Annotated in this window: 28 protein-coding genes; 9 read left to right on the plus strand and 19 right to left on the minus strand. The window is 54.1% G+C overall.

What is annotated here, in order from left to right; translation table 11 throughout:
- Positions 1-14 precede the first annotated feature (14 nt).
- Entirely contained in the window at positions 15-1,124 is a 1,110-nt protein-coding gene (gene livK, locus N1249_RS21015) for a high-affinity branched-chain amino acid ABC transporter substrate-binding protein LivK (protein ID WP_014072161.1), read from the minus strand.
- A 423-nt stretch (positions 1,125-1,547) separates the two neighbouring features.
- Between livK and panM the strand changes: the two genes are divergently transcribed.
- A complete protein-coding gene (gene panM, locus N1249_RS21020; RefSeq protein ID WP_259833079.1) occupies positions 1,548-1,931 on the plus strand; it encodes an aspartate 1-decarboxylase autocleavage activator PanM in 384 nt (127 codons plus the stop codon).
- A 96-nt stretch (positions 1,932-2,027) separates the two neighbouring features.
- Here panM and livJ read toward each other — a convergent pair whose 3' ends face one another.
- From livJ to ftsY, 6 genes are all read right to left on the minus strand, one after another.
- A complete protein-coding gene (livJ, locus tag N1249_RS21025) occupies positions 2,028-3,128 on the minus strand; it encodes a branched chain amino acid ABC transporter substrate-binding protein LivJ (protein ID WP_259833082.1) in 1,101 nt (366 codons plus the stop codon).
- 229 nt (positions 3,129-3,357) lie between these two features.
- A complete protein-coding gene (locus N1249_RS21030) occupies positions 3,358-4,623 on the minus strand; it encodes a 4-aminobutyrate--2-oxoglutarate transaminase (protein ID WP_259833085.1) in 1,266 nt (421 codons plus the stop codon).
- A 136-nt stretch (positions 4,624-4,759) separates the two neighbouring features.
- Positions 4,760-5,617 (minus strand): RNA polymerase sigma factor RpoH, encoded by an 858-nt coding sequence (rpoH, locus tag N1249_RS21035; RefSeq protein ID WP_259833087.1) that lies wholly within the window; start codon positions 5,615-5,617, stop codon positions 4,760-4,762.
- A gap of 252 nt (positions 5,618-5,869) precedes the next feature.
- Complete coding sequence (gene ftsX / locus N1249_RS21040; protein WP_259833089.1) at positions 5,870-6,925, minus strand: permease-like cell division protein FtsX; 1,056 nt, start codon at positions 6,923-6,925, stop codon at positions 5,870-5,872.
- Complete coding sequence (gene ftsE / locus N1249_RS21045) at positions 6,918-7,583, minus strand: cell division ATP-binding protein FtsE (RefSeq protein WP_014072167.1); 666 nt, start codon at positions 7,581-7,583, stop codon at positions 6,918-6,920. The genes ftsX and ftsE overlap by 8 nt, the downstream gene beginning before the upstream one ends.
- Before the next feature lie 2 nt (positions 7,584-7,585).
- Entirely contained in the window at positions 7,586-9,088 is a 1,503-nt protein-coding gene (gene ftsY / locus N1249_RS21050) for a signal recognition particle-docking protein FtsY (RefSeq protein WP_259833091.1), read from the minus strand.
- Positions 9,089-9,215: 127 nt separating this feature from the next.
- Between ftsY and rsmD the strand changes: the two genes are divergently transcribed.
- Together rsmD and N1249_RS21060 are read left to right on the plus strand one after the other, a co-directional pair.
- Positions 9,216-9,815, plus strand: coding sequence for a 16S rRNA (guanine(966)-N(2))-methyltransferase (gene rsmD, locus N1249_RS21055; protein WP_259833093.1), 600 nt, complete (start codon positions 9,216-9,218; stop codon positions 9,813-9,815).
- Entirely contained in the window at positions 9,799-10,080 is a 282-nt protein-coding gene (locus N1249_RS21060) for a DUF1145 family protein (RefSeq protein WP_259833099.1), read from the plus strand. The genes rsmD and N1249_RS21060 overlap by 17 nt, the downstream gene beginning before the upstream one ends.
- Before the next feature lie 63 nt (positions 10,081-10,143).
- Here N1249_RS21060 and N1249_RS21065 read toward each other — a convergent pair whose 3' ends face one another.
- On the minus strand, positions 10,144-10,503 hold the full coding sequence (locus N1249_RS21065) for a DUF2500 domain-containing protein (protein ID WP_259833102.1): 360 nt from the start codon (positions 10,501-10,503) through the stop codon (positions 10,144-10,146).
- Positions 10,504-10,632: 129 nt separating this feature from the next.
- On the opposite strand from N1249_RS21065, the gene N1249_RS21070 reads away from it, so the two are divergent.
- Together N1249_RS21070 and zntA are read left to right on the plus strand one after the other, a co-directional pair.
- Positions 10,633-11,259, plus strand: a complete 627-nt coding sequence (locus tag N1249_RS21070; RefSeq protein WP_259833105.1) for a lysoplasmalogenase — start codon at positions 10,633-10,635, stop codon at positions 11,257-11,259.
- Positions 11,260-11,335: 76 nt separating this feature from the next.
- Positions 11,336-13,522, plus strand: a complete 2,187-nt coding sequence (gene zntA / locus N1249_RS21075) for a Zn(II)/Cd(II)/Pb(II) translocating P-type ATPase ZntA (RefSeq protein ID WP_259833108.1) — start codon at positions 11,336-11,338, stop codon at positions 13,520-13,522.
- A 184-nt stretch (positions 13,523-13,706) separates the two neighbouring features.
- Here zntA and N1249_RS21080 read toward each other — a convergent pair whose 3' ends face one another.
- The 4 genes from N1249_RS21080 to tusA form a co-directional block, all read right to left on the minus strand.
- Positions 13,707-13,931, minus strand: coding sequence for a hypothetical protein (locus N1249_RS21080; RefSeq protein ID WP_259833111.1), 225 nt, complete (start codon positions 13,929-13,931; stop codon positions 13,707-13,709).
- 125 nt (positions 13,932-14,056) lie between these two features.
- Complete coding sequence (locus N1249_RS21085) at positions 14,057-14,317, minus strand: hypothetical protein (RefSeq protein WP_259833112.1); 261 nt, start codon at positions 14,315-14,317, stop codon at positions 14,057-14,059.
- On the minus strand, positions 14,311-15,435 hold the full coding sequence (tssD, locus tag N1249_RS21090; RefSeq protein ID WP_259833114.1) for a type VI secretion system tube protein TssD: 1,125 nt from the start codon (positions 15,433-15,435) through the stop codon (positions 14,311-14,313). The genes N1249_RS21085 and tssD overlap by 7 nt, the downstream gene beginning before the upstream one ends.
- Positions 15,436-15,595: 160 nt before the next feature.
- Entirely contained in the window at positions 15,596-15,838 is a 243-nt protein-coding gene (tusA, locus tag N1249_RS21095) for a sulfurtransferase TusA (RefSeq protein ID WP_008503071.1), read from the minus strand.
- Between the two features lie 167 nt (positions 15,839-16,005).
- Between tusA and N1249_RS21100 the strand changes: the two genes are divergently transcribed.
- Together N1249_RS21100 and N1249_RS21105 are read left to right on the plus strand one after the other, a co-directional pair.
- Positions 16,006-16,671: a 7-cyano-7-deazaguanine/7-aminomethyl-7-deazaguanine transporter gene (locus N1249_RS21100; RefSeq protein ID WP_259833116.1), complete on the plus strand. Its 666-nt coding sequence runs from the start codon at positions 16,006-16,008 to the stop codon at positions 16,669-16,671.
- A 72-nt stretch (positions 16,672-16,743) separates the two neighbouring features.
- Positions 16,744-17,301 (plus strand): DcrB family lipoprotein, encoded by a 558-nt coding sequence (locus N1249_RS21105; RefSeq protein WP_259833119.1) that lies wholly within the window; start codon positions 16,744-16,746, stop codon positions 17,299-17,301.
- Between the two features lie 4 nt (positions 17,302-17,305).
- Here N1249_RS21105 and N1249_RS21110 read toward each other — a convergent pair whose 3' ends face one another.
- Positions 17,306-18,523 (minus strand): MFS transporter, encoded by a 1,218-nt coding sequence (locus N1249_RS21110; protein ID WP_259833121.1) that lies wholly within the window; start codon positions 18,521-18,523, stop codon positions 17,306-17,308.
- Positions 18,524-18,667: 144 nt separating this feature from the next.
- On the opposite strand from N1249_RS21110, the gene N1249_RS21115 reads away from it, so the two are divergent.
- Positions 18,668-19,717 (plus strand): AI-2E family transporter, encoded by a 1,050-nt coding sequence (locus N1249_RS21115; protein ID WP_259833122.1) that lies wholly within the window; start codon positions 18,668-18,670, stop codon positions 19,715-19,717.
- A 103-nt stretch (positions 19,718-19,820) separates the two neighbouring features.
- Positions 19,821-20,441 carry a 4'-phosphopantetheinyl transferase AcpT gene (acpT, locus tag N1249_RS21120; protein ID WP_259833127.1) on the plus strand — a complete coding sequence of 207 codons (621 nt, stop codon included), beginning with the start codon at positions 19,821-19,823 and terminating at the stop codon, positions 20,439-20,441.
- Here acpT and arnF read toward each other — a convergent pair.
- The 6 genes from arnF to arnC are packed head-to-tail and all read right to left on the minus strand — an operon-like array spanning position 20,374 to position 26,623.
- Positions 20,374-20,778, minus strand: coding sequence for a 4-amino-4-deoxy-L-arabinose-phosphoundecaprenol flippase subunit ArnF (arnF, locus tag N1249_RS21125; RefSeq protein WP_259833129.1), 405 nt, complete (start codon positions 20,776-20,778; stop codon positions 20,374-20,376). The two genes, acpT and arnF, sit on opposite strands and share 68 nt — an antisense overlap.
- The gene (gene arnE, locus N1249_RS21130; protein ID WP_217187887.1) at positions 20,775-21,113 is read right to left on the minus strand and encodes a 4-amino-4-deoxy-L-arabinose-phosphoundecaprenol flippase subunit ArnE; all 339 of its coding nucleotides are present in this window, start codon (positions 21,111-21,113) and stop codon (positions 20,775-20,777) included. The genes arnF and arnE overlap by 4 nt, the downstream gene beginning before the upstream one ends.
- Entirely contained in the window at positions 21,110-22,765 is a 1,656-nt protein-coding gene (gene arnT / locus N1249_RS21135) for a lipid IV(A) 4-amino-4-deoxy-L-arabinosyltransferase (protein WP_259833131.1), read from the minus strand. The genes arnE and arnT overlap by 4 nt, the downstream gene beginning before the upstream one ends.
- Positions 22,762-23,664, minus strand: a complete 903-nt coding sequence (arnD, locus tag N1249_RS21140; protein ID WP_259833135.1) for a 4-deoxy-4-formamido-L-arabinose-phosphoundecaprenol deformylase — start codon at positions 23,662-23,664, stop codon at positions 22,762-22,764. The genes arnT and arnD overlap by 4 nt, the downstream gene beginning before the upstream one ends.
- Positions 23,661-25,643 carry a bifunctional UDP-4-amino-4-deoxy-L-arabinose formyltransferase/UDP-glucuronic acid oxidase ArnA gene (gene arnA, locus N1249_RS21145; protein WP_259833138.1) on the minus strand — a complete coding sequence of 661 codons (1,983 nt, stop codon included), beginning with the start codon at positions 25,641-25,643 and terminating at the stop codon, positions 23,661-23,663. Before arnA ends, arnD begins: the two co-directional genes overlap by 4 nt.
- Positions 25,640-26,623 carry an undecaprenyl-phosphate 4-deoxy-4-formamido-L-arabinose transferase gene (gene arnC / locus N1249_RS21150; protein ID WP_259833141.1) on the minus strand — a complete coding sequence of 328 codons (984 nt, stop codon included), beginning with the start codon at positions 26,621-26,623 and terminating at the stop codon, positions 25,640-25,642. Before arnC ends, arnA begins: the two co-directional genes overlap by 4 nt.

The following is a 26,623-nucleotide window of genomic DNA, read 5'->3' on the forward strand; positions in this document are numbered from 1 at the left end:
GGGCGGTGGGATAATTATTTGGCGACCGAAGACGAACCGTCGGCGTGCCACTTAAAGACACCAAATTCAAATCCCTTCAGATCGCCTTTCTCATCCCAGTTCAGCGGCCCAATCACGGTGTTCGCCCCGTGCGCTTTTAAATCTTTCACTAAATCCAGCGGCTCTTTGCTGCCGGTACGTTCCAGTGCGGTTGCCAGAGACTGCACGGCAGCATAGGTGATCCACACATACGGACCGCTCGGATCCTTCTTCTGCGCTTTGAGCGCATCTACGATAGTCTTATTCGCCGGATCCTGGTCATAGCGTTTTGGCATCGTCACCAGCATCCCTTCCGCCGCATCACCTGCGATGTTAGAGAGTGACGCGTTACCTACCCCTTCAGGGCCCATAAACTGGGTTTTCAGACCGGTGCCGCGCGCCTGGCGTAACATCTGGCCCATTTCCGGGTAGTAGCCACCGTAATAGACGAAGTCGATATTTTCTTTTTGCAGGCGGGCAATCAGCGCGGAGAAGTCTTTCTCGCCTGCGGTAATGCCATCAAAGAACACAATGTTCGCGCCGCCTTTTTTCAGGCCATCCTGTACTGAACGTGCCAGGCCTTCGCCGTATTGCTGCTTGTCATGAATAATGGCAATGCGCTTTGGCTTGACGTTTTCGAGGATAAATTTGGCGGCCGTCGGCCCCTGAGAGGAGTCCAGACCTGCGGTACGCATGATGTGCTGGTAACCGCGCTGAGTCAGTTCCGGGTTCGTCGCACCAGGGGTAATCATCAGAATACCTTCGTCTTCATAGATATCAGACGCAGGTTGTGTGGATGAGGAGCAAAGATGGCCGATGACGTACTGGATACCGTCGTTAACGATTTTGTTGGCGACCGCGACAGCTTGTTTCGGATCGCAGGCATCGTCATATTCCACCCCGACCAGTTTATCGCCCTTGATACCGCCTTTGGCATTGATGTCTTTAATCGCCTGGCGCGCGCCGTTGAACTCCATATCGCCCCACTGAGCAACCGGACCGGACATTGCGCCTACCACAGCAACTTTAATATCTTCCGCCATAGCTGCATGTGAAATCGCCAGTGCAACTATCCCCGCGATTAACGTCTTCGCGTTCCTTTTCATCTCTGAATCCCCATTCGTGATGTTATGTATATATATTGTTTTATTATGGTTAAAAAGCATTCTGTACTTTTAATGAACAACGCTATTTTTACCAGTGCCTTTAATGGTTTAGCGCAGTTTTTTGTCAAAAACCAGACTAAAATCTCTATTTTTCAGGCTATTAAGCAAAGATAATATTCTGAAATCAGGCAGAGATAAACAAATAAAAGTACGGTTTGCAGCATAAAATAACGGTACAAAGCGCCGAATAAATCACTGCTATTTAGGTTAAAATTCTGCTTGTTTTTCGATCCATGCGTTTTCGAACTGCACATTGTGACGCCGAAAAACTAATCGCCTGGTAAATGGTTTAAAAAGAGGAAGCCGCTGGCTGAATAAATTGAGTACACTGCCCGTACTCTTTTTGATTTGGACAAGCAGCTAATGAAACTGACTATCATCCGTCTGGTGACCTTTAGCGATCAGGATCATATCGACCTGGGCAAGATCTGGCCGGAATATTCCCCCTCTTCATTGACCGTTGACGAGACGCACCGTATTTATGGCGCACGTTTTAATGAGCGTCTGCTGGCGGCCGTGCGCGTGACGCTGAGCGGGACAGAAGGTGCGCTCGATTCACTGCGCGTGCGTGACGTCACCCGCCGTCGCGGTGTGGGGCAGTATTTGATTGAAGAAGTGATCCGCGAAAACCCGAGCGTGACCTCCTGGTGGATGGCCGACGTGGGCGTAGAAGACCGCAGCGTGATGGCCGCGTTTATGCAGGCGTTAGGGTTTACGGCGCAGGAAAATGGGTGGGAGAAGCGCTAAGTTTGGTTTGTGCGGCCTGATGCCCTCACCCCAGCCCTCTCCCACGGGGAGAGGGGGCAAACACTAAAATGGCAACCTTAAGGTTGCCATTTGCGTTTATTTGGCGTCAGTAGCAGTCCCGTTGGCATGCCAGTCAAACACGCCGAACTCGAAGCCTTTCAGATCGCCCTTCTCATCCCATGACAGCGGTCCCATAACGGTATTTACGGTATTCGCTTTCAGGTATTTCGCGATCTCAGCCGGATCGGCTGACTGGTTCAGGCCCGCCTGCAATGATTGCAGTGCCGCGTAGGTGGTCCAGACGAACGCACCACTTGGATCCTGTTTCTTCGCTTTGATGGCATCTACGATAGGTTTGTTCGCAGGAACCTGGTCGTAGTTCTTCGGTTTGGTCACCAGCAGGCCTTCAGCAGACTCACCGGCGATGTTAGACAGAGACACGTTCGCCACACCTTCTGGACCCATGAACTGAGTTTTCAGGCCGGCAGCACGTGCCTGGCGCAGGATCTGGCCCATTTCCGGGTGGTAGCCACCGTAGTAAACGAAGTCGATATTCTCTTTCTTCAGACGCGCAACCAGCGTGGAGAAGTCTTTCTCACCGGCAGTGATACCGTCGAAGAACACCACGTTAGCGTTCGCTTTCTTCAGGTTGTCCTGTACGGCACGCGCCAGGCCTTCACCGTATTGCTGTTTATCGTGAACGATCGCGATACGCTGCGGCTTCACTTTTTCCAGAATGTATTTCGCTGCGGTTGGGCCCTGGTCCGAGTCCAGACCGGTGGTACGCAGGGTCAGCTTATAGCCACGCGCGGTCAGCTCCGGTGCGGTTGCCGCCGGGGTGATCATCAGAATACCTTCGTCTTCGTAGATATCAGACGCTGGCTGAGTGGAAGAGGAGCACAGGTGGCCGATAACGTATTTAATCCCGTCGTTTACCACTTTGTTCGCAACAGCTACCGCTTGTTTCGGATCGCAGGCATCGTCATATTTTACGATTTGCAGTTTTTCGCCTTTGATACCGCCCCTGGCATTAATGTCTGCAACCGCTTGTTCTGCGCCAGTAAACTCCTGGTCGCCGTATTGTGCTACCGGACCGGACATTGCGCCGACAACAGCCACTTTAATATCTGCATGAGCCATCGTGCTGAATGCCAACGCGATACATCCTGCCAGTAACGCTTTACCCTTCTTGTTCATCCTGAGAATCCCCATTGTTATGGTTTTTGCAATTGTTGTGATGTTGTTGTGCGGTACATTATTTTTCTTATAGGCATAAGAAAAGCATATGATAGTTATGTTTTCGGTCACTGCCCGTACCAAAGCAGCATACTCTGCTAAAACATACCCCATTTTTATGAATTTGGAATAGCTAATTTGAAATGTATATATGCTAAGCCCGGCAACGTTTCGCTGCCGGGCAGTGGCTTTATCGTGTCAGCGAGGCAAAGATAATATCCAGCGCTTTACGGAACTGTACTTCGGGGATGGTCAGCGGATAAAGGAAGCGAATAACGTTGCCATACACACCACAGCTCAGCAGCAACAGACCTTCCTGCAATGCGCGCTCCTGAACCTGACGGGTAAAGTCCGGTGAAGGTTGCCCGGTTTGCGGATCGTTAAATTCCACCGCCACCATCGACCCCTGCGCCCGGATATCAGCAATAAACGGACAATCCGCCTTCGCTTTATTGAGCACTTCCACCAGATGATGACCAAGATGCGCCGCACGCGTGCAGAGATCTTCTTCGTCAATCACGTCCAGCACGGCATGTGCCGCGGCTATCGCCAGTGGGTTACCCGCATAGGTACCGCCCAGCCCGCCCGGTGCTGGCGCATCCATAACCTCTGCCCGGCCAGACACCGCCGAGAGCGGCATCCCGCCTGCCAGGCTTTTCGCCATGGTGATCATGTCAGGCTTCACGCAGTGGTGTTCCATCGAGAAGAGTTTGCCGGTACGGGCAAACCCGGTTTGCACTTCGTCGGCGATCAGCAAAATACCGTGGGTATCGCATAGCGCGCGCAGCGACTGCATGAAATCGGCAGGCGCGACGTTAAAACCGCCCTCTCCCTGCACCGGCTCAAGAATAATGGCGGCAACCTGGTCCGGGGCAATATCCGCTTTGAAGATACGCTCGACGCTTTTTAATGCTTCCTGGCTGCTCACGCCGTGAAGTGCATTGGGATATTGTGCGTGGTAAATCGAGCCAGGGAAGGGACCAAAACCGATTTTGTAAGGCGCGACCTTGCCGGTCAACGCCATGGTCATATAGGTGCGTCCATGGAAACCGCCACCAAAGGTGATAACGCCAGGACGTTTGGTGTAGGCGCGGGCAATTTTCACCGCGTTTTCGACGGCTTCTGCGCCCGTTGAGAAGAAGGCCGTTTTTGCCGGACCGTCAATTGGCACCCGTTCGTTAATTCGCTCTGCCAGCGCCACGTAGCCTTCGTACGGTACAATCTGATAGGCAGTATGGGTAAAGGCGTGGAGCTGTTTTTCTATCGCCGCAATCACTTTTGGATGGCGATGCCCGGTATTCAGCACGGCGATCCCGGCGGCGAAGTCGATAACTTCGTTTCCTTCCACATCCCACAGCGTGGCGTTCTCCGCTTTATCGGCATAAAAGTTACACATCACGCCGATACCGCGCGGCGTCGCCTGCAAACGCCGGTCATTCAGTTCTTTATTTTTCACCCTGTCCCCCTGAGAAAATCGCCTGCTTAGCGCATCAGTAAGTGTTTGCCAGGGGGGAGGAATTCGCCAGAGGAGGCGCTAAAAAAACAAAACCCCCGAATTTACATTCGAGGGTTCTCGTCATACTTCGCGGGAATTACGCTTCGATAGCGGCGCGAAGTTTTTTCATGGCGTTCTTTTCAAGCTGACGAACACGTTCAGCGGAGACACCGTAGCGGTCGGCCAGTTCCTGCAAGGTGGTCTTGTTGTCTTCGTCCAGCCAGCGGGCACGGATGATATCCTGGCTGCGCTCATCGAGGCCTTCCATCGCATGAGTCAGTTTGTTTGCGGCCTGGTCTTCCCAGTTGTCCTCTTCAATGCCATCAGCAAAGTTGGAGGATTTGTCCTGAAGATACAGAACCGGCGCCATCGGCTGGCTGTCAGATGCATCATCGTCAGAAGACATGTCAAAGGTCATGTCCTGAGCCGCCATGCGAGACTCCATCTCACGCACATCTTTGCTGGACACACCCAGCTCACGCGCCACCATTTCAACTTCATCCTGATTGAACCAGCCCAGACGCTGCTTGGTTTTACGCAGGTTGAAGAACAGTTTGCGTTGCGCTTTTGTCGTGGCGACTTTCACGATACGCCAGTTACGCAGGACGTATTCGTGAATTTCAGCTTTGATCCAGTGTACGGCGAAGGAGACGAGTCGCACACCCACTTCAGGGTTAAAGCGTCGTACTGCCTTCATCAGACCGATGTTACCTTCCTGAATCAAGTCCGCCTGCGGCAGGCCGTAGCCCGCATAATTACGAGCAACGTGAACAACAAAGCGCAGGTGAGACAGGATCAGCGTCTTAGCTGCTTCCAGATCGCCCTGGTAATGCAGCTTTTCAGCAAGCTCCTTTTCTTCCTCGGCCGTCAACATCGGCCAGGTGTTTGCAGCCCGGATGTAAGATTCCAGGTTACCAACAGGGGCTAAAGCTAAAGTTTGCATTTCTTTGGTCATTCATTCCTCTCAATGTTTCTTCTGGTCCAGGTTATCCCCATCAGGCAACAACCATGCCAAAGCGTTTGAGCAACGAGATTAGCATTCACTCTTTTATCAGACAGTGATTTTATCCACAAGTTCCTGGTGCAACGGTGAATAAATTACGCACAAAATGTGACATGGAGATGATAATGCGGGGGAAGAGAAAACAGGGACTCTTTCCCTGCAAGCGAACAACTCGGTGCAGGGAAAGATTATATCACGCTTTTATTATTCGGGAGTAAAGTGGCGTAAATGTTGAACCGTCGCCAGCCATGCCGCTACCCAGCCGATCATAGAGCAAACCAGCAGTAACAACAGGCACTCATCGAACCCTAAACCACTGATATTAAACTTGGTTCCGAAAACCTGCGCCACTTCGGTCACGGCAGATGAAAGCCGCATCACCAAAATTTCTGACAATATCAATGAAAGAAATGCGCCAGAAAAGCCCAGTAATGCGCCGCCGTACAGGAACGGACGAAGGATAAATCCATCCGTGGCACCAATCAGTTTTTGCACGTTGATGGTGTCCCGGCGGGCAAAGATGCTCAGGCGCACGCTGTTACCGATGACGAGGAAGACCGCAGCCACCATCAGCACGCCGATCATCGCCGACACACGGCCAACCAGCCCCGTCAGAGCTGACAACCGCGCAAACCAGCTGTCGTCCATCCGCACTTCATCAATCCCCTTAATGCGCGAAATACGGTCACGCAGGGTATTCAGGGCGTCGGTTCCCTGGAAGTCGAGCTTCGGGTTCACCACGGCCACGGCAGGCAGCGGATTCTCTTCGAGCATATCCAGCGCACCGCCAAACCCGGACCAGTTACGGAACTCACCCAGCGCCTCTTCGCGCGAAAGGTAGTTCACCTTATCAACGCCCTGCTCAGCCTGGATCTGCCCCACCACCTGCGCTGCCGCATTATCGTCGAGCGCTTTATCCAGATACACCGTGATTTGCGGTGAAGGGTAGTACTGCGAAGCCGCCTGATTCACGTTCTTGTAGACCATGTAGCAGACGCTTGGCAGCGTCAGGGAGATGGCGATAACCATCACCGTCAGGAATGTGGCCAGTGGTTTGCTTTTCAGATCCTGCAACGCACCGTGGAAGGCGTAGCGTACCTGCTCGTTGAAAACGTTGGTTTTACGCGAGTTCGGTTTTGGCGCAGCTTTCGCACGCTTTGGCGTATTGCGGTTGTTATCCCCGCCGCCCTGCGGTTTGCGGAACCGGTCAAAGCGGTTCCCGAACTGCCGAATCTGGTTTATTGCGTCACGCTTATTCACCGAGGCCTCCGTGCAAATGACCGTCGCTCAGGGTCAGCATCCGGTACGAACGACGGGAGATAAGCCCGATGTCGTGCGTTGCCATCAATACTGTCACCCCGACGCGGTTAAATTCCTCAAACAGACGCAAGATCCCTTCCGACAGGGCATCGTCCAGGTTACCAGTAGGTTCATCCGCCAGCAGCACGGCAGGTTTGTTCACCACCGCGCGGGCGATACCCACACGCTGCTGTTCACCGCCGGAGAGCTGGATCGGGAAGTTCTTCGCTTTGTCCAGCAGCCCGACTTTATCCAGCGCCGCCGATACACGACGACGAATATCATCATAGCTGGCACCGGCAATGATCAGTGGGATCGCCACGTTATCAAATACGGTGCGATCCATCAGCAGGTGGTGATCCTGGAAAATCATCCCGATCTGGCGACGCAGGAACGGCACCTCACGGTTTTTCAGGCGGCTAATATCATGACCGCTGAAATAGATTTTCCCGGCGCTTGGCCGTTCGATCCCACAGATAAGCTTGAGCAGGGTACTTTTCCCCGCGCCGGAATGGCCGGTCAGAAAGGCCATCTCGCCCGGTTGCAGGTGGAATGTTACCCCCTGCAACGCTTGTCTCCCACCGAGATAGGCCTTGCTGACGTGTTCAAAGCGAATCATTGTTAATCCTCTCGGGCAAATAATGCCTCAATAAAGTCGTCCGCTTTAAACGGACGTAAATCCTCAATACGCTCGCCCACACCGATATAACGGATAGGAATGCCGAACTGATCTGCCACGGAGAAGATCACCCCGCCTTTGGCTGTACCGTCCAGTTTGGTCAGCGTAATCCCTGTCAGCCCTACCGCCTCATGGAACAGTTTCGCCTGACTGATGGCGTTCTGCCCGGTGCTGGCATCGATAGTCAGCATAATTTCATGCGGTGCTTCTTCGTCCAGCTTCTTCATGACGCGAACGATTTTTTTCAGTTCTTCCATCAGGTGCGATTTGTTCTGCAAACGCCCTGCGGTATCGGCAATCAGCACATCCACATTACGCGCTTTGGCCGCCTGAATGGCGTCAAAGATAACGGACGCAGAATCTGCACCCGTGTGCTGCGCAATGACCGGGATGTTGTTGCGCTGACCCCAGACCTGCAACTGCTCCACCGCTGCCGCACGGAAGGTGTCACCCGCCGCCAGCATCACCGATTTACCCTGCTGCTCGAACTGACGCGCCAGCTTTCCGATAGTGGTGGTTTTACCCACGCCGTTAACGCCAACCATCAGAATAACAAACGGTGTTTTGCCTTCAATATTAAGCGGTTCATCAACTTTTGCGAGAATTTCGCCCATCTCGTCTTTCAGCAGACCGTAGAGGGCTTCGGCGTCGCGCAGCTGCTTGCGGCTCGCGCCTTCCGTCAGGCTGGTGATGATTTTACGGGTGGTTTCTACGCCTACGTCCGCAATCAGCAGTTGCTCTTCCAGCTCTTCAAACAGATCATCGTCGATCTTTTTGCCGCGGAAAAGACTGATAAATCCGGAACCTAAGTTTTCTTTGGTTTTTAACAGGCTGCGTTTCAGACGCGCGAAGAAACCTTCTTTGGTCGGTTTTTCCTGCTCCTGAGCCACGTCGTCTTCTGCCTGTTCTTCCACCGGCACGACGATAACCGCTTCTTCTGCGGCTTCTGCTGCCAGTGCCTGAGCTTCCAGCTCTTCATCGGTGAGTTCTGGCTCGAACTCTGCTTCTTCTTCCACCGCCTCAACAATTTCAACGGTTTCGGCTTCAGCCTGCCACTCTTCAGCGGCGATCTCTTCGGCTTTCACCTCTTCCGGCAGCGGCAACTCTTCATGCTCAACAACCGTCTGAGGCGCTTCTTCAATGATTTCTTCGCGCTCAGCGTCAACCTGAAGGGCTGCAGGAGCCTCTTCCAGCGCTACGGGCTCTGGCTTCTCGCTTTCCTGAACCTGTTCGGTGACGTCAACAATCTCTTCAGCAAAGGCTTCGGTCTCTTCTTTGCTGTGGGTATGTTCTTCCGCTTCTACAACTGCGGCGGTTTCGACAGGCGTTTCAGCCGACGAATGCTCTTCAACCACCTGTTGTTCTTCGATTTTCTGTTCTGTTTCTTGCTCTTTTTCACCGAAGCCCAGCCAGGAAAAGAAGCCACGTTTTTTTTGTTTTGCCATCTGCGACTACACTCCTCGCGGCGCTATATACATGGAAGCTAAAAAAATGATGAAATAGTCTATCACTTAACTTAATTAACATCATCGCCTGCAATCGCAGGCCAATTGTTAGCAGAGCTTTCCTGAAATGAAGAAAACTACCCGCCAGGCCGGGCAAATTCGTATTATCGGCGGTCAGTGGCGAGGCCGGAAATTACCGGTGCCGGACAGCCCCGGTTTGCGCCCAACGACTGACCGCGTAAGAGAAACCCTGTTCAACTGGCTGGCGCCTTCAATGGTGGATGCCCGCTGCCTTGACTGCTTCGCCGGGAGCGGCGCCTTAGGTCTTGAAGCGCTGTCGCGCTATGCCGCCAGCGCCACGCTGCTCGAAATGGAACGCGGCGTTGCTCAGCTACTTCAGCAAAATCTGGCGACGTTGAAAGCCGCTAATGCCAAAGTGGTGAACACCAATACCCTTTCCTTCCTGTCACAGCCGGGAACGCCGCATGATGTGGTGTTTGTGGATCCACCGTTCCGTAAGGGGCTGCTGGAAGAGACGCTCGCCCTGCTGGAAAACAACGGCTGGCTGGCTGACGGCGCACTAATTTACGTAGAAAGCGAAGTCGAAAACGGTTTACCGCCAGTGCCTGTTTACTGGGATCTGCACCGTGAAAAGGTGGCAGGCCAGGTGGCCTATCGTCTGTATCACCGACAAGTACAAGGAGAACCCGATGCCGGTACTGATTAATCTGGGACGTTTACTGATGCTGGGCGTATGGGCATTTCTGATCCTGAACCTGGTGCATCCATTCCCGCGACCGATGAATATTTTCGTCAACGTGGCGCTGATCTTTACCTCATTTATGCACGCGTTGCAGATGGTGATGCTGAAAAACGGCCTGCCGAAAGATGGCCCACAAATGACCGGCTGGGAGCAGCTGCGGGTGTTTATTTTTGGCGTGTTTGAACTGCTGGTGTGGATGAAGAAGTTTAAGGCGCAGGTGAAGAAGTAAGTGGCTTTTGCCCGGTGGCGCGATGCTTACCGGGCCTACCAAACCCCGCAGTGCCGCCCGGCATTACTGCTTCGGTTCAAACCCCTCAAACCGCGAGCCTTTGTAGCTCAACGTCCCTTTCTCCCCCACCGTCAGCTGATGATACTGCTGCGCCTCCAGGCGGAAGGTCATCTCCAGGCCGCCCGTTTCCGGCTTAAAGCTCGCTTCATAGCGCATAGCTGTGCCCGCAGGCGTCACCTGCTGCTGGCGCGAACGGCGGTCGTTGAGGGGTTTCTCGCGCTTATTGCTGACAACCACGCGTTTTTGCAGTAACGGCGCGGCATCGTTGTTGGCCTTCTCGCGGCGCTGCTGCACAAAACGGAACGACGCGGCGATAACAATTATGGCCACCACGATAACGAAAAACAGCGGCATCTTGCTCATTGATTTATCCCATCAGATTATGCGGAAATCAGGATACCCTGCCTTATCCGACATTGCCAAACGCCTGCCCACGTCACTACACTGAATCAGAAACTGATTATTCAGTCATAACAGATACAGGGAGTTAATATGCTTTGGTCATTTATCGCTGTCTGTTTGTCTGGCTGGCTCTTCGTCGATGCATCTTATCGCGGTCCTGCCTGGCAGCGTTGGTTGTTTAAACCCGTTACCCTACTTCTCCTGCTGCTGCTCGCCTGGCAGGCTCCAATGTTCAATGCCGTCAGCTACCTGGTGCTCGCAGGCCTGTGCGCCTCACTGGTTGGCGATGCCTTAACGCTTCTACCGCGTCAGCGTTTGCTGTATGCCGTAGGGGCATTCTTCCTGTCGCACCTGCTTTACACCATCTATTTTGCCAGCCAGATGACGCTTTCCTTCTTCTGGCCGTTGCCGCTGGTATTGCTGGTGATTGGCGCACTGCTGGTCGCGGTGATCTGGACACGCCTCGAAGAGATGCGTTGGCCAATCTGCACCTTTATCGCTATGACATTGGTGATGGTGTGGCTGGCGGGTGAGCTGTGGTTCTTCCGTCCAACGTCGGCTGCAATGTCGGCATTCTTCGGCGCCACGCTGCTGCTTATTGGCAATATTGTCTGGCTGGGCAGCCATTATCGCGGCCGTTTCCGCGCGGATAACGCGATTGCCGCCGCCTGCTACTTTGCCGGGCACTTCCTGATTGTACGATCGCTGTACATCTAAATAACCCTTGACTCTGGAGTCGACTCCAGAGTGTATGCTGCGGCTAATGAGAAAATTATCATTACCGGAGAATGCCATGTCGACTCCAGAGACAAACAAAAAAGTGCCACAATTTTCGGCACTTAAGCTTAACCCCCTGCCTGCAAAAGACGATTGCTGCTGCGAAGGCTCCTGCACGACTCAGCCTGAACAGGCATTACCCAATAACGGAAACCGTTACAGTTGGGTGGTGAATGGTATGGATTGCGCCGCCTGCGCACGTAAAGTCGAAAATGCCGTCCGACAGGTGAAAGGCGTCGACCATGTTCAGGTACTGTTCGCCACTGAAAAACTGTTGGTCAGTGCTGCCACGGATATCAGCGCCCAGGTTGAAGCCGCCGTTGCCAGCGCCGGATATTCCCTGCGCAGCGAAAATGCCCCGGACGAAAAAGTCAGCCCGCTGCGCGAGAATCTCCCGTTGATAACGCTGATTATCATGATGGCGTTGAGCTGGGCACTGGAGCAGTTCAACCATCCTTTCGGTAATCTGGCCTTTATCGCCACAACGCTGGTCGGGCTGTACCCTATTGCCCGCCAGGCGCTGCGTCTGATGAAAACCGGAAGCTGGTTTGCCATCGAAACCCTGATGAGCGTTGCCGCCATTGGCGCGTTGTTCATTGGCGCAACGGCAGAAGCGGCAATGGTGCTGCTGCTGTTTTTAATTGGCGAGCGTCTTGAAGGCTGGGCTGCAAGCCGGGCGCGTAAAGGTGTCAGTGCCTTAATGGCGCTGAAACCCGAAACCGCAACTCAACTGGTCAACGGTGAACGTAAAACCGTGGCCATCAGTGCACTGCGCCCCGGTGATGTTATCGAAGTGGCCGCAGGCGGCCGACTCCCTGCCGATGGTGCGTTACTCTCCGCGACGGCCAGTTTCGATGAAAGCGCCCTGACCGGCGAGTCGATTCCCGTGGAGCGTGAAGCAGGTGAAAAAGTGCCTGCCGGAGCCACCAGCGTCGACCGACTGGTGCAATTGACCGTACTCTCCGAGCCGGGCGACAGCGCTATCGACCGCATTCTGAAGCTCATTGAAGAAGCCGAAGAGCGCCGCGCGCCGGTGGAACGCTTTATCGATCGCTTTAGCCGCATTTACACTCCTGCCATCATGCTGGTTGCCCTGCTGGTCACCATTATCCCGCCATTGCTGCTTGGCGCGCCGTGGGAAGGATGGATCTACAAGGGGCTGACGCTGCTGCTGATTGGTTGCCCGTGTGCGCTGGTTATCTCCACACCCGCCGCGATTACATCCGGTCTTGCCGCCGCAGCACGCCGCGGTGCGTTGATTAAAGGCGGTGCGGCACTGGAGCAGCTGAGCCAGGTTCAGCATATCGCGTTTGATAAAACCGGCACGCTGACGGTGGGTAAACCGCAGGTGACGGGTGTTTATCCCCAGAACATCAGTGAAGACGACCTGCTGGCCCTGGCGGCCGCCGTTGAACAAGGTTCTACACACCCGCTGGCTCAGGCGATTGTGCGTGAAGCGCGGTCCCGTGGGCTGACGATACCGGCCGCCACTGCCCAGCGCGCGCTGGTGGGTTCAGGGATTGAAGCTCACGTTGGGGACAAAAAAGTGCTTATCAGTGCGGCGGATAAATTCCCTGCGGCCGGATTAGCACCCCGCGTACACGAGCTGGAGCAGGCCGGGCAGACGGTCATTATTGTTGTACAGGATGGCACGACACTGGGGCTGCTGGCACTGCGCGATACCTTGCGTGAAGATGCAAAAGCCGCCATGGCCGACCTGCATCAGATTGGCGTTCAGGGCGTGATCCTGACCGGGGATAACCCACGCGCCGCCGCAAGCATTGCCGCAGAGTTAGGCATGGAATTTCAGGCCGGGCTGCTGCCTGCCGACAAAGTAAAAGCGGTCACCCAACTGAATGGCAGTGCGCCGCTGGCGATGGTGGGCGATGGGATCAACGATGCTCCGGCAATGAAAGCCTCAACCATTGGCATTGCGATGGGTAGCGGCACCGATGTGGCGCTGGAAACTGCAGATGCCGCGCTCACGCATAACCGCCTGACAGGGCTTGCGCAGATGATCCGTCTCGCGCGCGCCACTCGCGCTAACATTCGTCAGAACATCACGATTGCGTTAGGTCTGAAAGGGATTTTCCTGGTGACCACGCTGCTTGGGATTACCGGACTGTGGCTGGCGGTGCTGGCAGATACCGGGGCAACCGTGCTGGTAACGGCGAACGCGCTGCGGTTGTTGCGTCGGGGATAAAAATGCCCGGTGGCGGCGACGTCTTAGCGGGTTTTAAAAACCGACTGGCGCTAGCCTGAACTTAAATCCCGAAGCAGTTTGAAACCCTTTTCTGATACACGATAGCGAGGCATTGATGGATGCCCGCTATCAAAATTTTTTCATCTTCACGTTTCACGTCATAAATTCCAAAACGATGAGTTTTTTATTTTTCTCCAGCCAGTTTTATCCTCGCTTCCTGAAGTGCTTTTTGAAGCCATTCCAGATTGCACGAAATTGACCTTCCAGGAAATTCAACTTGTAAGTTATCTAAACCGTTTTCCTGATGTATTAGAGCTATATATTCACCATCGCAATATATTTCAGCAATCAAGTATTCATAATCAACATCACTGACTATAATGATTTTTAACTGGTTTGCTTTAGTCATACTTACGGCTCCAAAAATCCTCTAAAGTTACCATCTTGATCAAAACGAGACCCTTCACCGTCAGATGCTATGATATCGAAGCCACCGAAATGGTTTACCCTCTTCTACAATGAGCACGAGGAAACCTACTGGTGCGATTTAGAATTCAGATCATCAAGAAATTTGAGACCTTTTTCTGATACACGATACGTTGGCATCGCAGGAACATTAGAAGGAATGAAATCCACTAATCCGTGCTCGGCAAGTTTTTGCACAAGCCTGGCAACATTACCAATGCCGTTCATGTTCCTCATAGACATAGCACGATCAAGATTATACCAATTCCACTTCACATCATCTCTTGAAGCTAAGAGTTTCAGGATATTGAGTTCAGTTTCAGTTACCATGTTGGAGCATCCTTGTGATAAAGGTCATCGCCAGTGATTCTGTAATCTTCGAGAGTCGCCGTATGAGCATTATTCCACAACCGATGTGACTCATCATAATCAATTGGCTGGCCTGTCTCCCACCCAAGATTGCAGTATCGTTGATACTCCCTACATTCATGCGTGTAATAGTTTAAATCAACCTGTTCAGCAGGAAGTTTACCATTAGCAATTTTCTTTAATCGATTGATCATAAATATATTACCTGGATCCTCACCGAACCTGGACACATGCTTCTCGACAATTTGTATCCCCTCATAAGTTACCTCAACACCTTCGGTTGTTAAATACTCAATAGGCCCACCGGCGTGCTCAATTTCAAACGGCCGCGATGTGATGGCCCCTTTCGCCCCATAAATTTCAAATTCATCGAGTTCAGGAAAACGCATCCTCCCCATCGTTAACCCAGCTACCACAGAAGCACCCGCAATCAGCAATCCCTTGTTGTCCATTACCTGATCGTAACCCGCTGGCGCATCGCCACCGAGCTGCTCAGCAGTCTTATGAAATCCCTCTGTATTCCCATTATAAATTCCACCCGCAGCAAGTAATCGGCCAACAGATTTGCTATTCAGTGTTTTGAGGTCAGTTTGGGGAGGGACAAACAGGCGGTTGTAACTAGCAGACATCGCCAGATGACTGTATTCCGTCTTGGCGATAAGGTGCTTGCAAAGGATGTATTCATAATCCACAGCAATAGTTTCTGTATGCAGACAGTTCTGTCTACAATCAGCATAAATACTCCATATGAAAGCGCCCCGTAGCTGGATGTAATAATACTTTTCCCACTGCCCAAACCGACTTATGCGGTAAAAATAAAACTCCATATATAACTGCTCATTATTATTAATCGCATTAGCCAGCAATGGAGAGCATTTATCAATCAACTTACAGAAACGTAAACCATGAAGGTGGGAACCTTTCCCCGTACTGGTTATACTATTAACGAGCGCAAAAACGAAAATTTCGTCTTCGTGTCCAGCCTGACGACGGTTTCCTGTTGAGGCATATGTTCCGCACCCATCAGAAATAGCGCCCTGTTGTTGCCCTGATATTTTCAGGTAAACAATGTCACTCATTTCATTGTTGTCCTTTTATTCCCTTCTGTTTTTTTTACGCTTTTCGGCGAAAGCCGTATACAGCAGAAATAAAAACTTTCAACTTAATGAAATATTTTGAGGATTATCTAATAAGCAGGAAGGTTAGGGTGAGCGCATCATGCTGCACACCCTAAAAAACTTAACCTTTACGAATCAAATACCGGTACGGCAGCGCTTCTGTCTGCTGTGCGACCAGTTCGTGTTCCATAAAGGTACAAAAACCGGGAATGTCGCGGGTGGTTGCCGGATCGTCGGCAATGATTAAAAGCGTTTCGCCGGTCTGCATGTTACGCACGGTTTTGCGCACCATCATAACCGGTTCCGGGCAGCGAAGGCCCTGGGCATCAAGCGTATGGTCTGGGCTGGAAAACAGGTCGGTCATTTTCGTCTCGTTCACATAAAAACGGCTGTAGTTTACGCCCCGTCGCCGCCAATGCAAACCAGGTTAACGATTGCGTGAAAATTAGCCATTGCAAAGGTGAATGAAAGCAGTATCATGCAGCGGTTTTTATTGGGTTCCCTCACCCCAACGTTCAAAAAGGTCACAATATGACGCAGTTCTCTCAACCGCAGCGCGTAAAAGCGTTGTTCTGGCTTTCTCTTTTTCATCTGATGGTGATCACCTCCAGCAACTATCTGGTGCAGCTGCCGATCGCCATTTTTGGTTTTCATACCACCTGGGGCGCGTTCAGTTTCCCGTTTATCTTCCTCGCGACCGATTTAACCGTGCGTATCTTTGGCGCACCGCTGGCGCGTCGGATTATCTTTGCGGTGATGCTTCCGGCACTGTTCATCTCCTACGTGATTTCTTCCCTGTTCTATATGGGAAGCTGGCAGGGCTTTGAGGCGCTGACGCACTTCAACCTGTTTGTGGCGCGTATCGCCACCGCCAGCTTTATGGCCTATGCCCTGGGGCAAATCCTCGACGTCCACGTGTTTAACCGCCTGCGGCAAAATCATCGCTGGTGGATGGCGCCAACAGCCTCCACGCTGTTTGGTAACGTAAGCGATACGCTGGCCTTCTTCTTTATCGCTTTCTGGCGTAGCCCGGATGCGTTTATGGCTGCACACTGGATGGAAATCGCGCTGGTGGACTACTGCTTCAAGGTGCTTATCAGCATTGTGTTCTTCCTGCCGATGTACGGCGTATTGCTGAATATGCTGCTGAAAAGGCTGGCAGATAAATCTGAAATCTCTGCATTGCAGGCAGGTTAAGGGTTCGCTTTAACAGTTGTGATAAGATGCTCGAATGAGCCGTTATGGCCGTTTATCGAAAGGAAGAAGTCAATGCGCAATCTGGTTAAATATGTCGGGATTGGCCTGCTGGTTGTGGGCCTTGCCGCCTGTGATAACAGCGATACGAAAGCACCTGCTCAAGGCGCGTCAGCAGAAAGTAATGCGGCCGGGCAGCCGGTAAGTCTTCTGGATGGCAAGCTGAGTTTCTCTCTGCCAGCAGATATGACCGATCAGAGCGGTAAGCTGGGTACGCAGGCGAACAATATGCACGTCTATTCCGATGCGACCGGGCAGAAAGCCGTGATTGTGATTGTGGGCGATGACACCAGCGAAGATCTGGGTGTTCTGTCCAAACGTCTGGAAGACCAGCAGCGCAGCCGTGACCCGCAGTTGCAGGTTGTGACCAACAAGTCCATCGAGCTGAAAGGCCACACCATGCAACAGCTGGACAGCATCATCTCTGCGAAAGGCCAGACCGCTTACTCTTCTGTGGTGCTTGGCAAGGTCGACAACAAACTGCTGACCCTGCAAATCACCCTGCCAGCAGACGATCAGCAGAAAGCGCAGACCGCAGCTGAAAACATCATTAACACCATCGTGATTCAGTAACTCCTCACGATGATGACGTGGCCTCCGGGGTTTGCTCCGGGGGCCATTTTTTTAGCCTCCACGTCAGCAACAACGCCACCGCCACCAGTCCCGCCGCCGCAAGGTAGATAACCGGCACGCCTGCCCACGCCATCACCAGCCCCGCCAGTGGCCCGGTAATGCCTAACGACATATCCATAAACACCGTATAGGTCGCCAGTGCCGCCCCCTGGTTTTGCTGTGGTACGGCCTTCACCGCCACCACACCCAGCGCCGGGAACACCAGCGAGAAGCCTGCACCCGCCAGGAATACGCCAATTTTTGCCATCCACGGCGCCGCGGCAATCCCGGTCAGCAGCAGCCCGACAATCTCCACGCTAAAACAGATCATCGCCACATTCAGCCCGCCCAGGCGGTTGATGCCGTTCGGGAACAGCAGGCGCGTCCCCACAAATGCGCAGCTAAACAGGGTTAACGCAAACGCGGCCCCGTCCCACCCTTTTGCGTCGTAGAACAAAGTAATAAAGGTCGCGATGACGCCAAAACCCGCCGAGGCAAGCGAAAGCGCCATGCCATAAGGCCACACGCGGCCAAGCACCGCACGAAACGGCATCGGTTTGCCTTTGCTGGCTTTTACTTTCGGGCGCGGCAGGGCAAACAAAATCGCCAGCAGTGCGACCGCCATAATCGTCAGCGCCAGCCCGTTTAACCCCGCGAATGAAAAGCAGACCACGCCCAGGGGCGCGCCAATTGCCATCGCCCCGTAGGTGACAATGCCATTCCAGGAAATCACTCGCCCAATGTGAGGGGCACCCACAACGCCCACGCCCCACAGCGTTGAGCCTGTTCCGGCCAGGCTTTGCCCGATACCGAGGATCACGCGCCCCAGGCACAGCAGCACCAGGCTCACTATCGGCCAGCCGCTGCTCAACCCGGCCATCAGGTAACTCAACCCGCTGAGGAAGCAGCCGCACAGCCCTAAGACAACAATGCTTTTTGGCCCGAACAGATCGGCATAACGGCCCGCATGAGGGCGACTGAGCAGCGTCGCGAAGTATTGCAGGCTAATCACTAGCCCCGCCCAGAACGCGCTAAATCCCATGACATCATGGACATAGCCCGGCAAGACCGCCAACGGCAGGCCAATGGTCAGGTAACTGGCAAAGTTAAAAATGACGACAGAAACAATACGCAGATTAAGGCGTAATCCGCTGAGTGCCGGTTCGGCGGCAGGTTCGGGCATGGGGTTCTACCTGGATTTTTACAACAGTGTTTCACTATTACCACGATGGGTTAAGAAAAGCAGCAGTGACTTTCAGATTAACGGCGTCAGACGAAGCGTAACTCGCGCACTACACTTAACAGGCTCCCGGCAGAAGGAATCCGTATGACATCCACCCAGCCCGACAAGACAGGTCTGCATATTTTGTTAAAGCTCGCCAGCCTGGTGGTTATCCTTGCGGGTATCCATGCGGCGGCAGACATCATCGTTCAGCTCCTGCTGGCCCTCTTTTTTGCCATCGTGCTGAATCCGCTGGTGACCTGGTTTATCCGCCGCGGCGTGTCGCGACCCGTGGCGATAACGATTGTGGTTATCGTCATGCTGATTGTGCTTACCGCGCTGATTGGCGTGCTTGCCGCCTCGGTGAATGAATTTTCCACCCTGCTGCCAAAATACAACAAAGAGCTCACCCGCAAGGTCCTGCAACTACAGGATTCACTCCCGTTCCTGCACATCCACATGTCCCCGGAGCGGATGCTGCAACGGATGGATTCAGAAAAACTCATGGCCTGGGCCACAACCCTGATGACGCAGCTTTCCGGCGCGATGGCCAGCGTGTTGCTGCTGGTGATGACGGTGGTTTTCATGCTCTTTGAGGTGCGTCATGTGCCTTATAAGCTGCGTTTTGCGCTGAATAACCCGCAAATCCATATTGCCGGCCTTCATCGCGCGCTCAAAGGTGTGTCTCACTATCTGGCGCTGAAAACCTTGCTGAGCCTGTGGACCGGGGTGATTGTCTGGCTCGGGCTGGTGCTGCTGGACATCCAGTTCGCGCTAATGTGGGGTGTGCTGGCTTTCCTGCTGAATTATGTGCCGAACATTGGGGCCGTAATTTCCGCCGTACCACCAATGATTCAGGCATTTTTATTTAATGGCCTGTACGAATGCATGTTGGTGGGCGCGCTGTTTCTGGTAGTGCATATGCTTATCGGCAATATTGTCGAGCCACGCATGATGGGGCACCGGCTCGGGATGTCGACACTGGTGGTCTTTTTATCGTTACTCATCTGGGGATGGCTGCTCGGCCCGGTGGGAATGCTGCTTTCAGTCCCGCTCACCAGCGTGTGTAAAATCTGGATGGAGACAACCAAAGGTGGCAGCAAGCTGGCAATTTTGCTTGGGCCGGGGCGCCCCAAAAGCCGATTACCGGGGTAATTCCGTATCCCGGTTAGCTATTATCAGGAGCATTGGATTATAGTATTGGTTTCGCCGCGCAACTTTGCGGTTATCTCTGTTTCGACTTAAGGCCCGACTTCATATGTACCAGGTTTTTCTGGGAAAGATCTCCTCGCTGAGCACCGACCGCTGGGCACAAGCTCTTGCCCTGCACGCCCCTACGGGCGTACAGCGCGACCGCTGGCTCGCCGGCCGCGGGTTGCTTTCCCGCCTGTTTGCGCCACACCCCTTGCCGGAAATTGTCTATAGCGAACAGGGAAAACCAGGCTTTGCTAACGACTATCCGCTGTGGTTTAGCATCAGCCACTGTGATAACGATATCGCCCTGATTGTCAGTGATGAAGGTGATGTGGGTTGTTCACTGGAACAGATACGTCCGCAGGATAACTGGCGTACGCTGGCAAATGCGGTCTTCAGCAATGCCGAACATGAAGAAATGGAAAACGAGAAACCAGAGAGTCAGCTTGCCGTGTTCTGGCGTATCTGGACGCGTAAAGGCGCCATCATCAAACAGCGTGGCGCGCACTCCTGGCAAATAGTCAGTATCGACAGTGCGGCCAGCACTCTCCATACGGTAAGCCACTGCCAGGTCGGCTCCCTGAGCCTTGCCGTGTGCACGGCCACACCATTTGGGCTTACGACGGCTCTGATCCATTCGGTCGACGACGCGTCGGCAGAAAAATGGTCAGCACTCCCAGAATAATAAATCCGACCCCCGCCAGCCCGTGCCAGGAGAAGGTTTCTCCCCAGCCGGGCAGCAGAATGGCTGCGCCCCACACCAGGATGTAGCTGAGACTCAGCAAGGCATAGGCTTTGCTGAGCGCCAGACGATGCAGCGCCAGATACCAGCATCCCATTGACGCCACGTAACCCATCAGCCCGAGCATCAGCGACCCGGTACCCGGCGCAAAATGCCACAGCGCGATGATAAACGAAAAATCCTCGCCTACTGGCGGGAGTGTGACCATGGCGTACCGCAACAACAGCTGTGCGATGCTGACTAACGCCACGCTGCACAACGCCCAGAATGCACCTTTCACAGGCTCCCTCCCAACAGGATGATCCCGACCATGATGAAGCCTACACCGAGCCAGTGGTGCGCCGCGACGTTCTCACGCCAGAACGTTTTCGCCGCCAGCGTCACCCAGACAAAGTTCAGGCTCAGCATCGGGTAAGCAATCCCTACAGGAAGGCGTTGCAGTACCACCAGCCAGACCAGCATTCCGAAGCCCAGCGCCAGCAGCGCCAGGCCGAGCCAGAGGACGATATGCGCGCCGCGCCGCCCGGATTTCGCCGGGCGGGTGGCCTGTTTCTGGCACAGCTGTCCTGCACAGCTCAGCAGGCTAGCCAGTACCAGCCAGAACCAGGTCATCATTGTGGCAGATACTGCAAGTAAGCCAGACGCCCCTGAATATACAGGCTGTCCGGTTTTGGCAGTTTCAGGCGCTCAAGATCGTCATTTTTCGACAACAGGATCACCACCGAGATCCGCCCCTGCTGGCGATGTGCGTCCAGCCATTGCGGGAAATCTTCTTTGCCGACAAACCTGTCTTTCACATCCGGATAATCCAGCCCGTAACGTACTTCACCACTCTGACCATACAGAACGATGTCATTACGCTTTAACTCCCAGGCCAGGCCAGACGCAATGCCCACGTTATTCGCCAGAACGAAACGGCTCTCCTGAAGCGGTTCACGTACGGTGTCCACCAGCGACTGCGGCTGTTTTGAATCCACCACCCGATTCGGGATAGCAAAGCCAATCAGCAGCGTCAAACCAAGCGGACACAGTGCCGCCAGCCACCAGCGCTGCTGGCTCTGGCGCAGCGTAAACCAGCCCACTGCGGCCCAGATCAGGAAAGCCACAACCGCGCAGAAGACTTTGTACAGCTCAACGGAGGTCCAGACCGGGTGTTTTGACAGCCCCCACGGGGAAACCACCAGCGCCGCCACCACACCGATCGCACCAAACGCCAGGTTGATCCATCCGTTGATGCGCAGCACTTTGCCGCTCTTTTCCGCCACGGTGCAGGCATAGTGCGCCATCAGCATCGCCAGCGGGGCAAAGCACGGCAGGATATAGGTCGGCAGCTTACCTTTGGCGATACTGAAGAACACCAGCGGCATAACTACCCAACCAAGCAGATACAGTCCACCGCCTTCGCCCTGTCGCTCACGCCAGCCCTGACGCAGCGCACCAGGCAGTAAGGCCAGCCACGGCAGGCTTCCGGCAATCAGGAATGGAATGTAATACCAGAATGGCGCTTTGTGCTGGGCATCGCTCTGCGCAAAACGCTGAATATGCTCAACCCAGAAGAAGTAACGCCAGAAATCCGGTTCACGATGGGCAATCGCCAGCCCCCAGGGCAGAACAATAAGCACACAGCTGAGGATAGCCAGCCAGCCAAACAGCAGCACCTCTTTCCAGCGCTTCTGGGCAATCACCCACGGCAGCACGCCAATCACCGGCACGGCAAGCGCCAGGAACCCTTTGGTCATCACCCCCATGCCGCAGGCCAGCCCAAGCAGCACATAGCCACCTGCTTTTCCGGCGAAGGTTTTCGCCTGGGCTGCCAGCCAGAAGCTGCACATCGCAGACACCAGCCAGAGTGTGATAATCGGGTCCAGCACCGCATACGTACCGATGCCATACACCAGGAAGAGGGTTAAGAAGATAACGCCCGAAAGCAAGGCGACGCGTTTATCACGCCAGATGCGCCATGCCAGCCAGATCACCAGCAGCGCCGCCAGCCCGGTGGAGAATATCGCTCCCGCGCGCACGGCAAAGTTGGTATGGCCAAACAGCATCTGCCCGATACTGTTAACCCAGTATCCTGCTATCGGTTTTTCAAAGTAGCGAAGCCCCAGGAAGTGCGGGACGACCCAGTCCCCTGATGCCAGCATTTCACGGCTAATTTCCGCGTAGCGCGTCTCATCAGGCTGCCATAACAGGCGGATATCGACGGGAATAAGGTAGTAAATGACAAACAGTGCGAAAAGCGCAAAGCCATAACGGGCTGCTTTCATGATACCGGGCTCACGGTTTGTTGATAGCCAAGCCAGCCTTCCCGGCCAGCCATTTCTTTACGAACAATTTTGCCTACAGGCAATGTACTGAGGTCGTCAGGCAGCAGTTCGCTGAGTGGGCAAAACTGAATACCTTCCTCTGCGGCCATCGTCAGCAGCGCATCAAAATCATGCTGATACGCAATCCCTTCCACTTCGGCGTGGATGGTATACACCGGCGTACCGGTATCACGATGAATGCAGTCCAGAATGTAACGGTTAAAGCCCTCGGCAGTCACCTCGCGCCCCACCACTTCATCCCAGGTCGGAAGCGTAACCGGGATCTGCACGGTGCCGAACGTGTTTTCACCCAGCTGCGGTAAAAACGGTCCGCTGCCGCGACAGTCGCTGTTATAGCGAAACGCGAAAGGCTCTTTCGCTTTCACCACGCGCTGATCCGCCCGCCAGCCTGCCACCGCCGAACACTGCACCGGTTTACAGGTAATGGCTTCCAGCTCCATCATGCCGCGTTCAACCTCACGGCCCAGACGGGAGATATCCCACACCCCGGCCCAGGCCTGCCACGCATGGTGATCCCAGGCATGTAGCCCCACCTCATGCAAACGCGATGCTTCGCGGATAATGTCTTCATTACCCGCGCCGATGCGCCTGCCAGGCCAGGCCGTTCCGGCCAGCAAAATATCCCAGCCGTAGAGCGATGCTGCGCGTGAGCGCAGCATTTTGAACAGGAACGCCGGTTTTATCAGACGCCATAAATGGCGTCCCATGTTATCCGGCCCCACGCTGAAGAAAATACTGGAGCGCACATCATGCTTGCCCAGTAACTCCAGCAGTTTGGGCACGCCGTCACGCGTGCCCCGGAAGGTGTCGACGTCTATACGTAAGCCGACTTTTTTCATGATGTCTGTTCCGACAGCTCCACAGTGCGCAGGAAGAAATCGAGCGTTTCATCGATGGTCTGTTCCATCTTCACTTCCGGCGTCCAGTTCAGGCAGCGCTTCGCGTTACGGATGCTTGGCTTACGGTGCTCAACGTCCTGATAACCTTTACCGTAGTAGCTGCTGCTTTCCACTTCACGGAAGCCCGCAAACGGCGGGAACTGGTCACGCAGTGGATGACGCTCGAAGCTTGCCAGTAGCATCTCGGCCAGTTCACGAATGCTGGCTTCGTTATCCGGGTTACCGATGTTGATGATTTCACCGTTGCAGCGGCCGTCTTTGTTTTCGATGATGCGGAACAGCGCTTCGATACCGTCAGAGATGTCAGTAAAGCAACGCTTCTGTTTGCCGCCTTCAATCAGCTTGATTGGAGAACCTTCAACCAGGTTCAGGATCAGCTGAGTGATCGCACGCGAGCTACCAATACGCGCGGCATTCAGGTTATCCAGACGTGGCCCCATCCAGTTGAACGGACGGAACAGGGTAAAGCGCAGGCCTTCTTTCTCGCCGTATGCCCAAATCACGCGGTCCAGCAGCTGTTTGGACACAGAGTAGATCCAGCGTTGTTTGTTGATTGGGCCGACCACCAGGTTAGAGGTGTCTTCGTCGAAGTTTTTGTCCGTACACATGCCATACACTTCAGACGTGGACGGGAAGATGATGCGCTTATCGTATTTCACGCAGTCGCGGATAATCTTCAGGTTCTCTTCGAAGTCCAGCTCGAACACGCGCAACGGGTTACGGGTGTATTCAATCGGGGTCGCGATCGCCACCAGTGGCAGCACCACATCACATTTCTTGATGTGATATTCGATCCATTCGGAGTGGATGCTGATATCCCCTTCAACGAAGTGGAAACGCGGGTTGGTCAGGAAGCGGCTGATGGCATCAGAACCGATATCCAGGCCATAGATTTCGTAGTTGTCGTCTTTCAGCAGACGTTCGGTCAGGTGGTTACCGATAAAGCCGTTCACACCGAGGATCAGTACGCGAGTGCGGCGTTTGATGGCTACAACCGGTGCGCTGGTGATAAGCGCACCCGCAACCAGACCCAGGGATTGCGCCAGCTGCGCGCCCTGAACGTATACGCCGTTGTCAGTTTGACCAGTCAGAATTTCCAGCGCCTGCTCGCCGCAGCTCACTACCAGCGGGGAAACAGAAACAACCGTACCCGGTTTTGCTGCCGGAATGTCATCACGTACGCGAGATTTCCAGACAATAAATTTGCTTACGCCCGCGAAGCTGTAAGCGCCCGGCCACGGATCGGTTACTGCACGCACCAGGTTGTGCAGCTGACGCGCAGGTTTCGTCCAGTCCAGACGACCATCTTCCGGGTTGCGGCGGCCAAAGCAGCTTGCTTTGCTCTCATCCTGCGCGGTCTCTTTAAAAGAGCCCTGCTTGATGGAAGACAGTGCATCGCGCAGCAGGTTTTGCGCAGCGCCACACAGTTTGTGATGCAGTTGCAGCGCGGTTTCATCGGCTTCAATCGCCACTTTCTGCTGGGCCACGATATCGCCCGCATCAGCGCGACGCACCATGCGATGCAGGGTCACGCCGGTTTCCGTTTCACCGTTCACCAGCACCCAGTTCAGCGGCGCGCGGCCACGGTATGCTGGCAGCAGGGAGCCGTGCAGGTTAAACGCGCCTTTTGGCGCCAGGCTTAAGATGTCGTTGCTCAGCAGATTGCGATAATAGAAAGAGAAAATCACATCAGGAGAAAGCGCACGAATGCGGTCAACCCACAGCGGGTGGTTTACATCATCAGGGGCATACACCGGGATGCCGCGCTCTGCGGCAATACGCGCCACGGAACCAAAGAAGTTATTTTCTCCGGCAGCGTCCGGGTGAGTGAAGATTGCAGCAATGTCATAACCCGCTTCCAGCAGGGCCAGCGTGCCCGTACACCCCATATCGTGATAGGCAAATACAACAGCTTTCATGGGTGAATTTCCTCTTGAGATGCTTTGTGTTCCTGACGGACAACACGTTGAATAAAGTAGCGCGGACGTGCGCGAACATCGTTATAAATACGGCCGATGTACTCACCGAGTAAGCCCATCCCAACAAACTGGGCGCCGATGAACATGAACAGTACGGCAAACAGCATAAAGACCCCTTCCGCCGCCCACTGCGGGCCGAAGATCAGTCGCAACGCGACCAGCAGAACGGAAATCGCAAACCCGGCCAGCGCGATAACGCTGCCGAAAACGCTTAACAAACGCAGCGGCGTGGTGGTCAGGCAGGTGATCAGGTCATACATTAGGTTAATCAGGCGCATAAAGCTGTACTTCGATTCCCCGTGCTCGCGCTCTGCGTGCAGGACCGGAATTTCAGTCGCTCTGCGGGCAAAAGTATTAGCGAGAATAGGAATGAACGTACTGCGCTCGTGGCAGTGCAGCATGGCGTCGACAATGTGGCGACGGTAGGCACGTAACATGCAGCCGTAATCGCCCATGGCTTTACCGGTCGTGCGCTGGATAAGACGGTTAATGGTGCGCGATGCCAGCTTGCGGAACAGGCTGTCCTGGCGGTTCTGACGAACCGTGCCGACCACGTCATAGCCTTCATCAGCTTTCGCCACCAGGCGCGGGATCTCTTCCGGCGGGTTTTGCAGATCGGCATCCAGGGTGATGATCAGGTCGCCCGTCACGTGGCTAAAGCCAGCCATAATGGCGGAGTGCTGACCGTAGTTACGGTTGAGCAGCACGGCAACGATGTGGCTTCCTTCAACCTCAGCGGCATCGGTGAGCATCTGGGCAGAATCGTCGCTGCTGCCATCATCTACCAGCAGAATTTCGTAAGCCTTGCCCATGGTTTCACAGGCAGCCGTGGTACGGCGGATAAGTTCAGGCAGGCTCTCCTGCTCGTTGTAAACCGGGATAACAACTGAAACTTTTTGTACAGGTGGTGCGCTGAACAT

This window comes from Enterobacter sp. CP102 (assembly GCF_025152625.1).
Taxonomy (GTDB): Bacteria; Pseudomonadota; Gammaproteobacteria; order Enterobacterales; family Enterobacteriaceae; genus Enterobacter; species Enterobacter soli.

Coding starts and splice junctions, on each gene's coding strand:
- livK (WP_014072161.1), bottom strand. CDS start 1,124: ATGAAAAGGAACGCGAAGACGTTAATCGCGGGGATAGTTGCACTGGCG.
- panM (WP_259833079.1), top strand. CDS start 1,548: ATGAAACTGACTATCATCCGTCTGGTGACCTTTAGCGATCAGGATCAT.
- livJ (WP_259833082.1), bottom strand. CDS start 3,128: ATGAACAAGAAGGGTAAAGCGTTACTGGCAGGATGTATCGCGTTGGCA.
- rpoH (WP_259833087.1), bottom strand. CDS start 5,617: ATGACCAAAGAAATGCAAACTTTAGCTTTAGCCCCTGTTGGTAACCTG.
- ftsE (WP_014072167.1), bottom strand. CDS start 7,583: ATGATTCGCTTTGAACACGTCAGCAAGGCCTATCTCGGTGGGAGACAA.
- ftsY (WP_259833091.1), bottom strand. CDS start 9,088: ATGGCAAAACAAAAAAAACGTGGCTTCTTTTCCTGGCTGGGCTTCGGT.
- rsmD (WP_259833093.1), top strand. CDS start 9,216: ATGAAGAAAACTACCCGCCAGGCCGGGCAAATTCGTATTATCGGCGGT.
- N1249_RS21060 (WP_259833099.1), top strand. CDS start 9,799: ATGCCGGTACTGATTAATCTGGGACGTTTACTGATGCTGGGCGTATGG.
- N1249_RS21065 (WP_259833102.1), bottom strand. CDS start 10,503: ATGAGCAAGATGCCGCTGTTTTTCGTTATCGTGGTGGCCATAATTGTT.
- N1249_RS21070 (WP_259833105.1), top strand. CDS start 10,633: ATGCTTTGGTCATTTATCGCTGTCTGTTTGTCTGGCTGGCTCTTCGTC.
- zntA (WP_259833108.1), top strand. CDS start 11,336: ATGTCGACTCCAGAGACAAACAAAAAAGTGCCACAATTTTCGGCACTT.
- N1249_RS21080 (WP_259833111.1), bottom strand. CDS start 13,931: ATGACTAAAGCAAACCAGTTAAAAATCATTATAGTCAGTGATGTTGAT.
- N1249_RS21085 (WP_259833112.1), bottom strand. CDS start 14,317: ATGGTAACTGAAACTGAACTCAATATCCTGAAACTCTTAGCTTCAAGA.
- tssD (WP_259833114.1), bottom strand. CDS start 15,435: ATGAGTGACATTGTTTACCTGAAAATATCAGGGCAACAACAGGGCGCT.
- tusA (WP_008503071.1), bottom strand. CDS start 15,838: ATGACCGACCTGTTTTCCAGCCCAGACCATACGCTTGATGCCCAGGGC.
- N1249_RS21100 (WP_259833116.1), top strand. CDS start 16,006: ATGACGCAGTTCTCTCAACCGCAGCGCGTAAAAGCGTTGTTCTGGCTT.
- N1249_RS21105 (WP_259833119.1), top strand. CDS start 16,744: ATGCGCAATCTGGTTAAATATGTCGGGATTGGCCTGCTGGTTGTGGGC.
- N1249_RS21110 (WP_259833121.1), bottom strand. CDS start 18,523: ATGCCCGAACCTGCCGCCGAACCGGCACTCAGCGGATTACGCCTTAAT.
- N1249_RS21115 (WP_259833122.1), top strand. CDS start 18,668: ATGACATCCACCCAGCCCGACAAGACAGGTCTGCATATTTTGTTAAAG.
- acpT (WP_259833127.1), top strand. CDS start 19,821: ATGTACCAGGTTTTTCTGGGAAAGATCTCCTCGCTGAGCACCGACCGC.
- arnE (WP_217187887.1), bottom strand. CDS start 21,113: ATGATGACCTGGTTCTGGCTGGTACTGGCTAGCCTGCTGAGCTGTGCA.
- arnT (WP_259833131.1), bottom strand. CDS start 22,765: ATGAAAGCAGCCCGTTATGGCTTTGCGCTTTTCGCACTGTTTGTCATT.
- arnD (WP_259833135.1), bottom strand. CDS start 23,664: ATGAAAAAAGTCGGCTTACGTATAGACGTCGACACCTTCCGGGGCACG.
- arnA (WP_259833138.1), bottom strand. CDS start 25,643: ATGAAAGCTGTTGTATTTGCCTATCACGATATGGGGTGTACGGGCACG.
- arnC (WP_259833141.1), bottom strand. CDS start 26,623: ATGTTCAGCGCACCACCTGTACAAAAAGTTTCAGTTGTTATCCCGGTT.